We start from the raw sequence: 13686 nt of genomic DNA on the forward strand, positions 1-13686 counted from the left end.
AAAAAATGAAGAAATTTTTAATTACCATATGCTTCTTATTTATCAGCGTAATAGCTTTTGCTCAAGTACAAACGGGAAAAGCTTCTTTTTACGCTGATAAGTTTGAAGGACGAAGAACTGCTAGTGGAGTAAAATATTACCATAACAAAGCAACAGCTGCTCACAGACACTTGCCTTTTGGTACTAAAGTAAGAGTTACTAATTTAGCTAATAACAAATCTGTAGTAGTTGAAATTAACGACCGCGGACCATTTGTTAGTGGGAGAATTATAGATCTTTCTAAATCTGCAGCGCAAGAATTAGGTTATGTACCAATTGGTGTTACAGATGTTGCTATAGAAGTGGTAGGTAATGCAGATGATACAATAGAAGATGTAAGCACTCCAAACCAAAGTGTAGCAGATAATTCTTCTTCTGAAAACAATAACGAAACTAGCACTACTACGCCTAAAAATTCTTCAGCAGTTACAAATGTAGAACCAAATGAATTTTATGAGCTTAATATAAATAAAGTAGATGAGCCAGATTGGTTTGGTGTACAAGTTGGTAGTTTTCAAGAAGTAGCTAATTTAATAAGATTGGCAGATAACCTTAAAATAAGCTATGAAGAGAATGTTACTGTACAAGTAAAAACCATACAAAATATAAAAGTATACAGCTTAATTTTAGGGAAATTTAAAACAAGAAAACAAGCAGATCGTTTTAAAGAAGAGGTTTCTGTAAAATACCCGGGTAGTTTTACTATAGACTTTTCTGCACTTCAGCAGTAATTATTATGAGAAATTTAGTTGCTATTCTTAGTATTGTTCTTGCTTTTATGGCTTGTTCTACAAGTTCTGTAAAGAAATTAGAGTCTAGTAACAATTACAGTAATGATACTATTAGAATTGCCAACGACAGTTTAAATTACGAGTTAATTGTATTTGAACCTGGCTTTTCTTCTTGGATAGCAACCCAAAAACCTCGAGGTTTTTATTCTCAAAATTATCTAGAACAAAAAAATTGGAGATTTGTGGTAACTTACAACAATAGAGTTGTAAGTTACCCTTACTCTACTACTGGTTTATACCCGCAAAAAATTGATTATGAGCCTACAGTTAATTATGGTTATGAAGTAAATTATTTACTATATCATTATTTTTTATTTTTTCAAGAAGAATACAATCAAAAACTAAGGTAGTTATATGCAAAAATTAAAAGAAAAATGGAATGTTACTTCTAACTTTCAACTTGTTATCATATTTATAGTTTTTGCTATTACAGGTTCTACTTCTGTGTATGTTGCTAAACCATTTTTAGAATATATAAACTTAGATAGAACTCACTTTGGTGAAGGTTTTTTAGGTGGTTTTGGATATTACACACTTAGAATATTGTTAATTTTCCCTTTTTATCAGGTTTTATTGGTAGTAATTGGATCTATTTTTGGGCAATTTAAATTCTTCTGGAATTTTGAAAAGAAAATGCTAAACAGATTAAGCGGCGGATTGTTATTTAGTTCTGTAAAAAAAAATCCGTAGCATAATTTACCACGGATCTTTATTATTCTATTTACAAGAAATTAAGCGTGTTGTAACTCGTGTTTTCCTTCTTTAATTTCTTCTATTAATTTACTATTAAATGCTGGTAAATCGTCAGGCTTTCTACTAGTAACAAAAGCTTCATCTACTACTACTTCTTTATCTACCCATAATGCTCCTGCATTTTCTAAATCTTTCTTTATAGATGGGTAAGACGTCATTGTTCTTCCCTTAACTACATCTGCATTAATTAAAGTTTGCGGTCCGTGGCAAATTGCTGCTACTGGTTTATGCTGTTTAAAAAAGTCTCTAACAAATACCAAAGCATCTTCATTGGTTCTTAAACTATCTGGATTAATAACGCCACCTGGTAACACAAGTGCATTGTATTGTTTTGCAGAAACTTGATCTATGGTTTTATCTACATCAAATTCTGCTCCCCAATTATCTACATCCCAACTTTTAATTTTTCCAGATTTAATACTAATTACATCTACCTCAAAATTTTCTTTTTCTAAAGCTTCTTTTGGAGATGTAAATTCAACTTCTTCAAATCCGTCAGTTGCTAATATGGCTACTTTCTTATTCATAACAATTTAATTTTTAGTGATTTATTTTTCTTTCACTTCAAAATTAAGTAATAAGAATAGATCTTTGTATTAAAGAAGTTTTAAACCATTTACTGTAGAAGTTAAACTTTATTAATATAAACCCTAAAATTGTTCTGCATGTTCACCAGGACCATCTTCTCCCAGCTCATCTAAAAGTTTTTCCTTTTTTTTAATATCTTTTTCTCTTTGTTTCAACTCTTCTAACTCTTGTTTTAAAGCAGACTCTGCCAAACTATTAGGCGTTACATTTACTCCTCGAAACAAGGCATATTGCACGGTAAATTCTGCTCCAAATAACATAATTAAACAAGAGTAAAATACCCAAAGTAATATAAGTATAACAGAAGAAGCACCACCGTAAACAGAAGTTGGATCACTCTGCCCAAAATAGAAGCCTAATAAAAACTCCCCTACTAAAAATAAAATAGTTGTAACAGAAGCGCCTACAAATGTAATTTTCCAATTAATTTTAATATCTGGCAAAAGTTTAAATACACCAGCAAATAAAAGACCAATAAATATATAGGAAATTAAAAAATTGAAGATTGATAATGCAAATGAGGTAATCTCTGGGGCAAAATTTCTTAAATAATCACCTAAACCTTGTATTACTGCAGAAATTACTAAGGATACTAAAAGCATAAAACCAATTACCAAAATCATTCCTAAAGAAATAGCTCTATCTAAAAGTATACGTTGAAAGTTATCTTTTTTAGCTCGTACTCCCCATACTCTATTCATAGCTCTTTTAAGCTGAAAAAAAGCTCCTGTGGCACCAAATAACAACATCCCTATACCAAAAAGAATAGTTATAATTGAGCCACCTTCTAAAAATGCATTAGAAATCATGGTGTTAATAGCTTCTGCAGCTCCTTCTCCAATAAAAACAGCAAATTCTGAAGTGATTTGATTTTGTATAGCTTCTCTGCCATAAAAATAACCTGCAACAGAAACTACAATAACCAGTAAAGATGGCAAAGAAAATAAGGTATAATATGCTATTACAGCACTTTGCTCAAACGGATTGTTTTTCATCCATTCTTTATAAGTCTTTGGTAAAAGTTTAAAATATTTTATCATAGTATCTAAAATAAAAAATCCCACCTTGATGTAGGTGGGATTTAATACTTAATTAAGATATAAATTTTTTAAGCAATAGTCTTGGTAAAATTACCATCTCTTCTATCTTTCTCTTCTCTTAATAAAGCAAGCTCTCTACCGGTTTGCCCTTTTACAGATGAATTTTCTTGTGCTCTTCTTATTAAATACGGAATTACATCTTTTACTGGACCAAATGGAACCAGTTTTGCAGCATTAAAACCATTTAACGCTAAATTAAACGTGATATGATCACTCATACCAAATAATTGGCTAAACCAAATTCTATCATCTCTCTGGTCTATGCCTTTTTCATCCATCAACTGCATGGTTAAATAAGTACTTACTTCATTATGTGTACCTATGTATAACCAAATGTCTTCTAAATTTTGCATTGCATAATAAAGTACTGCATTGAAATTTACATCTGTAGCCTCTTTATCTTCACAAATAGGAGTTGGGTAACCCATCTTTTCTGCTCTTGCATTTTCTTTTTCCATATAGGCTCCACGAACTATTTTGGCTCCAACTTTAAAACCTTTGTTTTTTGCTCGTTTATGCAAGTCTTTAATATACTGCAATCTATCCCAACGGTAACATTGTAAAGTATTATAAACAATTACTTTTTCTTTATTATACTTCTCCATCATTTCCTCTAAAAGATCATCGGCTGCATCTTGCATCCAAGATTCTTCAGCATCAGCTAAAATTTTAGTATCTAAATTATAAGCTAACTTACATATTTCATCTACTCTATTTCTTACTCTCTCCCACTCTTCTTGCTCTTTTTTGCTTAATTCTTCTTTAGCAGATACTTTTTCCCAAATTTCAAATCTTCCTATTCCTGTAGGTTTAAATACGGTAAAAGAGATTTGTTTTTTTCCGTTAGCAAATTTTACAATGTCTTTTTTAATTTCCAGAGTCTTATCAAAAACTTCTTCTGCCTCTTCTCCTTCTTTAGAAAAATCTAATACACTATGCACATGCATTTGGTACATTTTCTCCATAACTGGCTCACAATCTTTCATGCTAATACCACCGCAAAACATTTCAAAAATTGTTTTTCTAATAAGACCATCTACCGGTAAATTCAATTTAATGGCTAGATTTGTAACTCTTGTACCAATAGCTACTAATGCTGGCTTATTCATCATTCCGAAAATAAAAAGAGCTTTTTTTAATTCTTTATCACTTTTAAGTGCAAAAGCACGTTTAGTGTTGTTGAAAATTTTTGTTACCATCGATTGTTGAATTTTTCGCAAATATAAGTTTTGAAATAACACATTTCTGAATTTTCTACGTAATTTCGAGTAACATTTAACGTATATTTTAATGAAATCAATTCAGTCTGTTAATAATATTATACTTTTTGGGCAAGAGGCGTTCCAAAAATTAAATGATTACCTTAAAAATAGTAAACCTTCAAAAATTTTTCTTCTTGTAGATAGCAATACACAAGAGCATTGTGCTCCATTTTTTTTACAGCAACTTTCTACGGATGTAGAGGTAGAAATTATTGAAATTGAACCTGGTGAAACCAATAAAACAATTGATACTTGCAATGGGGTTTGGCAAACTTTATCTGATTTAGATGCAGATAGAAAATCACTTATGATTAATCTTGGTGGCGGTGTAGTAACAGATCTTGGTGGCTTTGTGGCTTGCACATTTAAAAGAGGAATCCCTTATATAAATATACCTACCTCTTTACTAGCTATGGTAGATGCTTCTGTTGGTGGTAAAACTGGTGTAGATTTAGGGCATTTAAAAAATCAAATAGGAGTTATTAGTAATTCTGAAATGGTTTTAATAGATGTAGGTTTTTTAGCTACTTTACCACAAAACCAAATGAAAAGTGGTTTAGCTGAAATGCTGAAACATGGACTTATTAAAGATGAAGCTTACTGGAAAAAATTAAGTGACCTTTCTCAACTTAGCAGTACAGATTTAGAAAATCTTATTTATGAAAGCGTTATAATTAAACACGAAGTAGTTTCTAAAGATTTGAATGAAGATGGTATAAGAAAAACTTTAAATTTTGGTCATACACTTGGCCACGCTATAGAGTCTTATTTTATTACTAACCCAGAAAAAGAAGACCTTTTACACGGAGAGGCTATTGCTGTAGGGATGGTTTTGGCTGCATACATTTCTACTAAATTAACAGGGTTATCTAGGGCAGAAACAGACAATATTAAAAACGTAATGCTTCAAACTTTTCAAAAAGTAAACTTCAGCACTAAAGATATAGAAGAGATTATTAAACTAATGAAATATGACAAAAAGAACAGTCACGGTAATATTAACTTTGTTCTTTTAGAAAAAATAGGAGTTTCTAAAATAGATTGTCTGGTACCAAATGATATTATATATGAGTCATTTAACTATTATGCTAACTAAAAAAAGCCGGATATTAATCCGGCTTTTTTTTATAATATTTGCTCTGCGTGAGCTTTTGTTTTTACTTTACTAATTACCTCTTTAATTTTACCTTCTTCATCAATTACAAAAGTAGTTCTGTGAATACCATCATACTCTTTACCCATAAATTTCTTTGGTCCCCAAACTCCAAAAGCTTCAATTACAGCTTTATCTTCATCTGCCAATAAGGGAAATGGTAATTCATTTTTAGCTTTAAAATTAGTTTGTCTTTTAGCAGAATCTGCGCTTACTCCCAAAATATCATATCCTTGAGATTGAAATGTCTCCCAATTATCTCTCAAATTACATGCTTCTGCCGTGCAACCAGGCGTACTTGCTTTAGGATAAAAAAATACTACTAATTTTTTACCTTTATAATCACTTAAAGTATGTGTATTACCATCTTGATCTTTTGCTGAAAATTCTGGAGCAGCATCTCCCGCTTTTAAAGTTGTCATTATCTATAATTATTTCTTTTCTTGCTGAAATATACTCATCTCTCTATAATAATAAAAGCATTTTAAGTAAATGATCATTGTTTTATTTTATAGATTATTTAATTTTTCAATGTAAAAAGACAATCAATTAACGAATTATTAAAAAATGAATTGTTTTTAATAGAAAGTCAGTAATTATAGGCATTTTCAACATATTTATCTTGCTTAAAAAAAGTGCGATTTTTACTTTTGTAATATGAAAATAGGAATAGATAGTATCAGTTTTGATATACCAAAAATTCAATTACCAATCCAAGATTTGGCAATTGCAAGAAATATAGAACCCGCAAAGTTAGAAAAAGGCTTAGGTCTTGTAAAAATGACTTTTCCAGATGTACACCAAGATGTAATAACATTTGCTGCTAATGCACTTACTAAACTAATAGAGCAAGAAGATATTGAACCTTCAGAAATTCACCGTATTTACGTAGGTTCTGAAAGTGGTATAGATGCCTCTAAACCCATTGGTTCTTATTTAATAGGAATGATGGACAATTATTTTGGTGAAGGTAAATTTACACATTGTGATGCTGTAGATTTTACTTTTGCTTGTATTGGTGGTGTAGATGCTTTTCATAATTGTTTAGACTTTGTAAGAGTTAATCCTACTAAAAAAGCAATCGTTATTTGTACAGATGTGGCCAAATACGATTTAAACTCTACTGGAGAATATACTCAAGGTGCCGGTGCAGTAGCTTTATTAATAAGCAAAAACCCTAGACTTATGGAAATAGAAAATAATATTTCTGTAAGTACTAAAGGAGTTTTTGATTTTTTTAAACCTCATAGAACCATTAAAAAAGAAAGTATTGGCATACATAATAATGAAGAATGGCAAGGAGTGTTAGAGAGTGAAATTGAAATTTTTAAAGAACAACCTGTATTTGACGGTCAGTACTCTAACGAGTGTTATATAGAAAGAACTACAGATGCGTATTTTCAATTTAAAAAACTAAAACAAGAAGAAGAAACTCTTTACCAAACCTGGGAAGCTATTATTATGCACCTGCCATACTCTTTTCAAGCACGCAGAATGTTTGCTGAAATTTATGCCTCAGATAACCCAGAACTGGCTAAAAATTACCAGAAAGACGATGAGGAGTACTTTAGTAAACTAAAAGCATTAAGTAAATCTGAAGAATATAAATTTTTTGTTGCTGAAAAATTTGCCCCTGCAGAACGTGCGTCTTCTCTAATTGGTAATATGTATACCGCTTCTATGTTTATGGGTATGCTTTCTACTTTATGTGATTTTTATGAGAACGGAAAAGATTTATCAGGTAAAGTATTTGGATTTATGGCATATGGTAGTGGTGCAAAATCTAAAGTATTTGAAGGTAAAATAGTAACTGGCTCAGAAAAAATTATAGCCAAACAAAACTTATTTAAAACTCTAGACGCTTGTAAGCACATAGATATAGATACTTACCACCAATTACATAAAAAAGAAATAAACACTAGTGTAATTTCTCCCAAGCAAGAATGGGTTTTAGATAGCATTGAAAACGAAAAAGAAAATTTAATAGGTGCTCGTTATTATAAATGGGTAGAATAATTGCATAAACTGTTACAAGTTTTCACTTATTGGTTACTTACAAGACATTTTTGAGTAACCAATAAGTTTTGCCATTAGCTTCTTAAAAATCTAAGCAAATACTTCATTACATAATTTTACTTGTTAACTCAGCAAGAAGCTTAATTTTTATACTTTTGAATTCAAAATTTAAAAACTATTATGACCAAGGCTGAAAAAGTACAATTTGTAATAGATACGCTAGAAGAAATATATCCAGAAATACCTGTACCACTAGATCATAAAGATCCATATACTCTACTTATAGCAGTATTAATGTCTGCACAAAGCACCGATGTAAGGGTTAACCAAATTACCCCTTTACTTTTTAAAAAGGCAGATAACCCTTATGATATGGTGAAACTCTCTGTAGATGAAATTAGAGAGATTATTAAACCAGTAGGTTTATCTCCAATGAAAGCAAAAGGTATTTACGGACTCTCTAAAATTTTAATTGAAGAATACAACGGAATTGTACCAAAAAATATTGAAGCATTAGAAACCTTCCCTGCTGTAGGTCATAAAACGGCAAGCGTAGTAGTATCTCAAGCATTTGGTATTCCTGCATTTCCTGTAGATACACACATACATAGATTAATGTATCGATGGAATCTTACTAACGGAAAAAATGTACAACAAACAGAGAAAGATGCTAAACGCCTGTTTCCTAAAGAAGTTTGGAATAGACTTCACTTACAAATAATTTGGTATGGTAGAGAGTACTCTCCCGCTCGTGGTTGGAATTTAGACAAAGATATTATTACTAAAACCATAGGAAGAAAATCTGTGATTAAAGCTTATGAAGATAATAAAAAGAAAATCCGTAAATAATATCTTATTTACGGATTTTTTAAGTTCAGTTAAGAAGGTTTTCATAACTCATATGCTTTCCTTCTATAATACTTAAGGCTTTAGAATAATTTAAGAGAAACTGAATGGTTTCTTTTTTAGGGTTTAATTTTTCCACCTTTTTGTTAGGGGGTTGGTTAAAGTAAATTTTTTCCATTAAGACTATTTTTTGTTAGTATATATAAATAACGTAAAAAAAAATAGCTTATTGCATCATTAATACTTCGTTAAAACAATATCGTGTTTTTCTATCACCTTTCTTAAATTTATAAGTGCATAACGCATTCTTCCTAAAGCTGTATTTATACTTACATCTGTACGCTCTGCAATCTCTTTAAAGCTCATATCTCTGTAAATACGCATAATCAAAACTTCTTTTTGATCTTCTGGTAACTCTTCTATTAATTTCTTTACGTCGCTTTCTATTTGGTCTTTTACCATTAATTTTTCTGCATTTAAATCTTCATCTTGCAGTACAGAAAAAATATTAAAATCACCACTGTTATCAAACTTAGGCATGCGGTTATTTTTTCTAAAATAATCTATTACCAAATTGTGAGCAATACGCATGGTCCAAGGTAAAAATTTACCTTCTTCATTATATTTCCCTCTTTTTAAAGTTCTAATCACTTTAATAAAAGTATCTTGAAAGATGTCTTCTGTTACATCACGATCAAATACTTTAGAGTAAATAAAATTGTAAATACGTTGTTGGTGTCTGTTAATTAATTTAGAAAGTGCATCTTCACTACCCTCTAAATACTGCCTAACTAATGTAGCGTCTGTAATTGTTTCGATTTTCTTCATAGCGGTTACCTCTATTCTTAAGTTGAACTTAAGTCAATTAAATTTGGTTAATAAACTTTAATTTGAAGTAATGCTGCTATATAGGCTTGAAGTAATTTGGGGTTTGAAAGTGTTAAATATAACAACATATATTTAACATTACCAAATAAGTTAAAAAATTTAACATTTGTATAAGTAGATTCTCACTTTTTAAGCCCACTTAGTTTAATTATCTTTGTTGGCTATTCTTAAATTTTGCTATGATTCAAGATATTTCTAAAGTAAATCCCAAAGAAAACATCATTATAAAAGGAGCCAAACTCCATAATTTAAAAAATATTAATGTAGTTATCCCTAGAAACAAGCTAGTTGTAATTACAGGGCTCTCTGGTTCTGGTAAATCTAGCCTTGCTTTTGATACTTTATATGCAGAAGGCCAAAGGCGTTATGTAGAAAGCTTATCTTCTTACGCAAGACAGTTTTTAGGCAGATTAGATAAACCAAAGGTAGATTATATTAAAGGTATTGCCCCTGCTATTGCTATAGAGCAAAAAGTAAACTCTACCAACCCTAGATCTACCGTAGGTACTTCTACAGAAATTTATGATTATCTAAAGCTCTTATTTGCAAGAATAGGAAAAACCTACTCTCCTGTTTCTGGTAATCAGGTAAAAAAAGATACGGTAAGTGATGTAGTAGATTTTATTAAAAGTTTTTCAGATAGAGAAAAATTACTGCTTCTTGCGCCTATTATTGTAGAAAAAGGAAGAAACTTAAAAGAAAAAGTAAAAGTACTTGCCCAACAAGGCTATAGCAGAATTAAAATAAAAGATAATGTTGTTAGAATTGATGAAGCAGATTTAAAAAAAGCTAAATCTGAAAATACTTTTCTGGTAGTAGATAGAATTGTTAAAAAAGATGAGGAAGATTTTTATAACCGATTAGCAGATTCTATACAAGCTGCTTTTTATGAGGGAAAAGGAGAATTATATATAGAAACCCTAAAAGACAATCAACTAAGGCATTTTAGCAATAAATTTGAATTAGATGGCATTGTTTTTAACGAGCCAAATATTCATTTATTTAGTTTCAACAATCCATACGGCGCTTGCCCTAAGTGTGAAGGATACGGAGATGTTATTGGTTTAGATGAAGATTTAATTATTCCTAACACCGCGCTTTCTATTTACGAGAATGCTATTTTCCCTTGGCGTGGTGATAGTATGGGTTGGTATAGAGACCAACTAGTAAATAACTCACATAAATTTGACTTTCCTATACACAAGCCTTATTTTGAATTAACAAGTGAGCAAAAAAACCTTTTATGGACAGGAAATAAGTATTTTGAAGGTCTCACAAGTTTTTTTGATCATCTAGAAGCAAAAGCATACAAAATACAAAACAGAGTAATGCTCTCTCGTTACCGCGGAAAAACAAAATGTCCTGTTTGTCAAGGTAAACGTTTAAGACCAGAATCTAATTACGTGAAAATTGGTGGAGCCACCATTACAGATTTAGTAGAAAAACCTTTAGATAAAGTAAGTGCTTTTTTTAAACAATTAGAGTTAAACGAACACGATGCACATATTGCCAAACGCCTATTAAAAGAAGTTACTAATAGATTACAATTTTTATCTAACGTAGGCTTAGATTATCTTACATTAAATAGAAAATCTAACACATTATCTGGTGGAGAGTCACAACGTATAAACTTAGCAACCTCTTTAGGTAGTAGTTTAGTAGGCTCTATGTATATTCTAGATGAACCTTCTATTGGTTTACACCCTCGAGATACAGAAAAACTAATTAATGTACTAATATCTTTAAGAGACTTAGGAAATACCGTAATTGTGGTAGAACACGATGAAGACATCATGAAAGCGGCAGATGAAATTATAGATATTGGTCCAGAAGCAGGTACTTTAGGTGGTAATGTAGTAGCAACAGGTAACTTTAAACAATTATTGAAATCTGACTCTTTAACGGCAAAATACCTTAATAACAGCTTAACTATTGACATACCCAAGAAGAGAAAAGACTATAAATACTACATTGATATTATTGGAGCACGTGAAAACAACCTAAAAAATATTGATGTAAGATTTCCTTTAGGCATATTTACAGCTGTTACTGGTGTCTCTGGTAGTGGTAAAAGTACTTTGGTAAAACGCCTTTTATATCCTTCTATTTTAAAAGAAACTGGAGGTTACGGAGAAAAAGTAGGACAATTAACAAAGGTAGAAGGGAAATTTAGCAATACTAAAAATGTAGAATTTGTAGACCAAAACCCTATAGGTAGATCTTCTAGATCTAATCCCGTTACCTATATTAAAGCTTACGATGATATAAGAAATTTATTTGCAAATCAAAATCTGGCTAAAGTAAGAGGGTTTAAAGCCAAACACTTTAGCTTTAATGTAGATGGAGGTCGTTGTGAAACTTGCAAAGGAGAAGGAGAAGTAACTATAGAAATGCAATTTATGGCAGACGTTCATTTAGAATGTGAAACTTGCCACGGTAAACGTTTTAAACAAGAAGTTTTAGAAATTAAATACGAAGACGCTTCTATAGACGATGTATTAAATATGACTATAGATGATGCTATAGCATTTTTTAATAAACATAATGAAACCAAAATTAAAAGAAAATTACAGCCACTACAAGATGTTGGGTTGGGCTATGTAACTTTGGGGCAAAGCTCTTCTACCCTATCTGGTGGTGAAGCTCAACGTATAAAATTAGCTTCTTTCTTAGGAAAAGGTACTACTAAAGATAAAGCTCTATTTATTTTTGATGAACCTACCACAGGTTTACATTTTCATGATATTAATAAGCTATTAAAATCTTTTTATGCGTTAATTGAAAAAGGACACTCTGTAATTGTAATTGAGCATAATATGGATTTGGTAAAATGTGCCGATTATGTAATTGATTTAGGCCTTGAAGGAGGAGAAAATGGCGGACACCTAATTACTTATGGAACCCCTGAAGAAGTTGCTAAAAACAAAAAATCTTACACAGCTAAATATTTAAAAGAAAAACTAAAGTAGTTGGCACGGTAATTGAAATTCATTAACCATAATTATAGGTGTAATTTAATTACATCATAATTTATTTTTTGGTTGGTTAGTAAGAAACCCCTTAAGTATCACTTAAGGGGTTTCTGTTTTTTAAAAACCTTACAAATACCTGATAATTAAGTTTTTATATTTTTGGCACGCAGTTTGATTTAAAGTTTTCATATTAACTTATAAAATTCCATAATTATGAAAAATCTAATCACCTTAGTAGTATTAACTCTTATAGGTTTTACTACTTCCGCTGAAAATAAGTCGGTAGATAATTCTACAAGTACTTATAATTATGGATATAATTCATCTATAATTTTTGTAGAAAGAAATGTAGAATTCGCAATATATCCTGATGGTCAATTTGATTTTTATTATCAACCAAACAGCAATTTCAATTTTAATATAAATACACCTAATGTAAACATAAGTTACAATAGTGGTTATAATTACGATCCGTATGTACAATATGATGATTATGGGGCTGTTATACAAATAGAATCAATCCCTATTTATTATGATTATTATGGTAGAATAATTCAAGCTGGTAATGTTTTAATTAATTACAATAATTACGGACAAGTAGCTCAAGTTGGGGGTTTATATATTTATTATAATTCTTATGGTAATAGTTATTACAGAGGTTACATTAATAGCTATAATACTAGATATGTACATAGAGCTTGGCATAATTATTATAGAAAACCAGTAGTAACACACGCTATAGTTTATCACACACCTTATAGAGCTTATTACCAACCTAATAGAGTATCTTATAATTATTATAGAACTCATTACAAGGTTAACCGTTATAGCAGAAGTAATTTTTACAGACCTTCTCAAAGAGTTGCTTCTTACCAAAGAGGTACAAGAGTGAGTAATAAAAGAAGTGTAGCTACTGTAAGAAATTCTAATACCAGAAATAGCTCTGCTGTAAGTACAAGAAGTAATTCAGCTAGAAAAACAAGTAGTAATGCTACTAAATCTAGCGTTAATACTAGATCTAATACTACTAGAGAGATTAAAAATCAATCTAATAGACAATTAAGTACGGTGAGTAAAACACCAACAACAAGTACTAGATCTACTAATAAAGTAAATAACAATACACGTACAGTAACAAATAGATCTTCTAGTGTTGCAAATAAAAATACGCAGAGTACGAGAAAACCAACTCAAGTAAATTCTCGTACATCTAATAGAAGTTCATCTATTGCTTCTACAGAAAGTAATAGAACAAGTTCTTCTAGAGTAAGATAGTTT

14 protein-coding genes are annotated in these 13686 nt (G+C 30.6%); 8 read left to right on the forward strand and 6 right to left on the reverse strand.

Annotated features, from left to right (window positions below; all coding sequences use genetic code 11):
• Window positions 1-5: 5 nt before the first annotated feature.
• Genes BUC03_RS03790 through BUC03_RS03800 form a run of 3 tightly spaced genes read left to right on the forward strand, consistent with a single transcriptional unit; the run spans window position 6 to window position 1520 of the window.
• On the forward strand, window positions 6-770 hold the full coding sequence (locus tag BUC03_RS03790; protein ID WP_073148416.1) for a septal ring lytic transglycosylase RlpA family protein: 765 nt from the start codon (window positions 6-8) through the stop codon (window positions 768-770).
• Between the two features lie 5 nt (window positions 771-775).
• Complete coding sequence (locus BUC03_RS03795) at window positions 776-1180, forward strand: DUF6146 family protein (RefSeq protein ID WP_073148418.1); 405 nt, start codon at window positions 776-778, stop codon at window positions 1178-1180.
• Between the two features lie 4 nt (window positions 1181-1184).
• Complete coding sequence (locus BUC03_RS03800; RefSeq protein ID WP_073148420.1) at window positions 1185-1520, forward strand: DUF6787 family protein; 336 nt, start codon at window positions 1185-1187, stop codon at window positions 1518-1520.
• A gap of 41 nt (window positions 1521-1561) precedes the next feature.
• Here BUC03_RS03800 and BUC03_RS03805 read toward each other — a convergent pair whose 3' ends face one another.
• The 3 genes from BUC03_RS03805 to BUC03_RS03815 form a co-directional block, all read right to left on the reverse strand.
• Complete coding sequence (locus BUC03_RS03805; RefSeq protein WP_073148422.1) at window positions 1562-2110, reverse strand: type 1 glutamine amidotransferase domain-containing protein; 549 nt, start codon at window positions 2108-2110, stop codon at window positions 1562-1564.
• 123 nt (window positions 2111-2233) lie between these two features.
• Entirely contained in the window at window positions 2234-3211 is a 978-nt protein-coding gene (locus BUC03_RS03810) for a YihY/virulence factor BrkB family protein (RefSeq protein ID WP_073148424.1), read from the reverse strand.
• A 68-nt stretch (window positions 3212-3279) separates the two neighbouring features.
• On the reverse strand, window positions 3280-4470 hold the full coding sequence (locus BUC03_RS03815) for a proline dehydrogenase family protein (RefSeq protein ID WP_073148426.1): 1191 nt from the start codon (window positions 4468-4470) through the stop codon (window positions 3280-3282).
• Between the two features lie 91 nt (window positions 4471-4561).
• Between BUC03_RS03815 and aroB the strand changes: the two genes are divergently transcribed.
• Window positions 4562-5629, forward strand: a complete 1068-nt coding sequence (aroB, locus tag BUC03_RS03820) for a 3-dehydroquinate synthase (protein ID WP_073148428.1) — start codon at window positions 4562-4564, stop codon at window positions 5627-5629.
• A gap of 29 nt (window positions 5630-5658) precedes the next feature.
• Here the strand turns inward: aroB and bcp are convergent, their stop codons facing one another.
• Entirely contained in the window at window positions 5659-6108 is a 450-nt protein-coding gene (gene bcp / locus BUC03_RS03825; RefSeq protein WP_073148430.1) for a thioredoxin-dependent thiol peroxidase, read from the reverse strand.
• Window positions 6109-6343: 235 nt separating this feature from the next.
• Here bcp and BUC03_RS03830 point away from each other — a divergent pair, with 235 nt between their 5' ends.
• Together BUC03_RS03830 and BUC03_RS03835 are read left to right on the forward strand one after the other, a co-directional pair.
• The gene (locus tag BUC03_RS03830) at window positions 6344-7702 is read left to right on the forward strand and encodes a hydroxymethylglutaryl-CoA synthase family protein (RefSeq protein WP_073148432.1); all 1359 of its coding nucleotides are present in this window, start codon (window positions 6344-6346) and stop codon (window positions 7700-7702) included.
• A gap of 180 nt (window positions 7703-7882) precedes the next feature.
• Window positions 7883-8551 carry an endonuclease III domain-containing protein gene (locus BUC03_RS03835; RefSeq protein ID WP_073148434.1) on the forward strand — a complete coding sequence of 223 codons (669 nt, stop codon included), beginning with the start codon at window positions 7883-7885 and terminating at the stop codon, window positions 8549-8551.
• Between the two features lie 25 nt (window positions 8552-8576).
• Here BUC03_RS03835 and BUC03_RS15280 read toward each other — a convergent pair whose 3' ends face one another.
• Together BUC03_RS15280 and BUC03_RS03840 are read right to left on the reverse strand one after the other, a co-directional pair.
• Window positions 8577-8726 (reverse strand): hypothetical protein, encoded by a 150-nt coding sequence (locus BUC03_RS15280; protein ID WP_200799125.1) that lies wholly within the window; start codon window positions 8724-8726, stop codon window positions 8577-8579.
• Window positions 8727-8785: 59 nt separating this feature from the next.
• Window positions 8786-9376: an RNA polymerase sigma factor gene (locus BUC03_RS03840; RefSeq protein WP_073148436.1), complete on the reverse strand. Its 591-nt coding sequence runs from the start codon at window positions 9374-9376 to the stop codon at window positions 8786-8788.
• A 239-nt stretch (window positions 9377-9615) separates the two neighbouring features.
• Between BUC03_RS03840 and uvrA the strand changes: the two genes are divergently transcribed.
• Complete coding sequence (gene uvrA / locus BUC03_RS03845; RefSeq protein WP_073148438.1) at window positions 9616-12405, forward strand: excinuclease ABC subunit UvrA; 2790 nt, start codon at window positions 9616-9618, stop codon at window positions 12403-12405.
• 216 nt (window positions 12406-12621) lie between these two features.
• Entirely contained in the window at window positions 12622-13683 is a 1062-nt protein-coding gene (locus BUC03_RS03850) for a hypothetical protein (RefSeq protein WP_073148440.1), read from the forward strand.
• Window positions 13684-13686: the final 3 nt, after the last annotated feature.

The sequence above is a fragment of the Mesonia phycicola genome (assembly GCF_900141885.1).
GTDB classification, from domain to species: Bacteria; Bacteroidota; Bacteroidia; order Flavobacteriales; family Flavobacteriaceae; genus Mesonia; species Mesonia phycicola.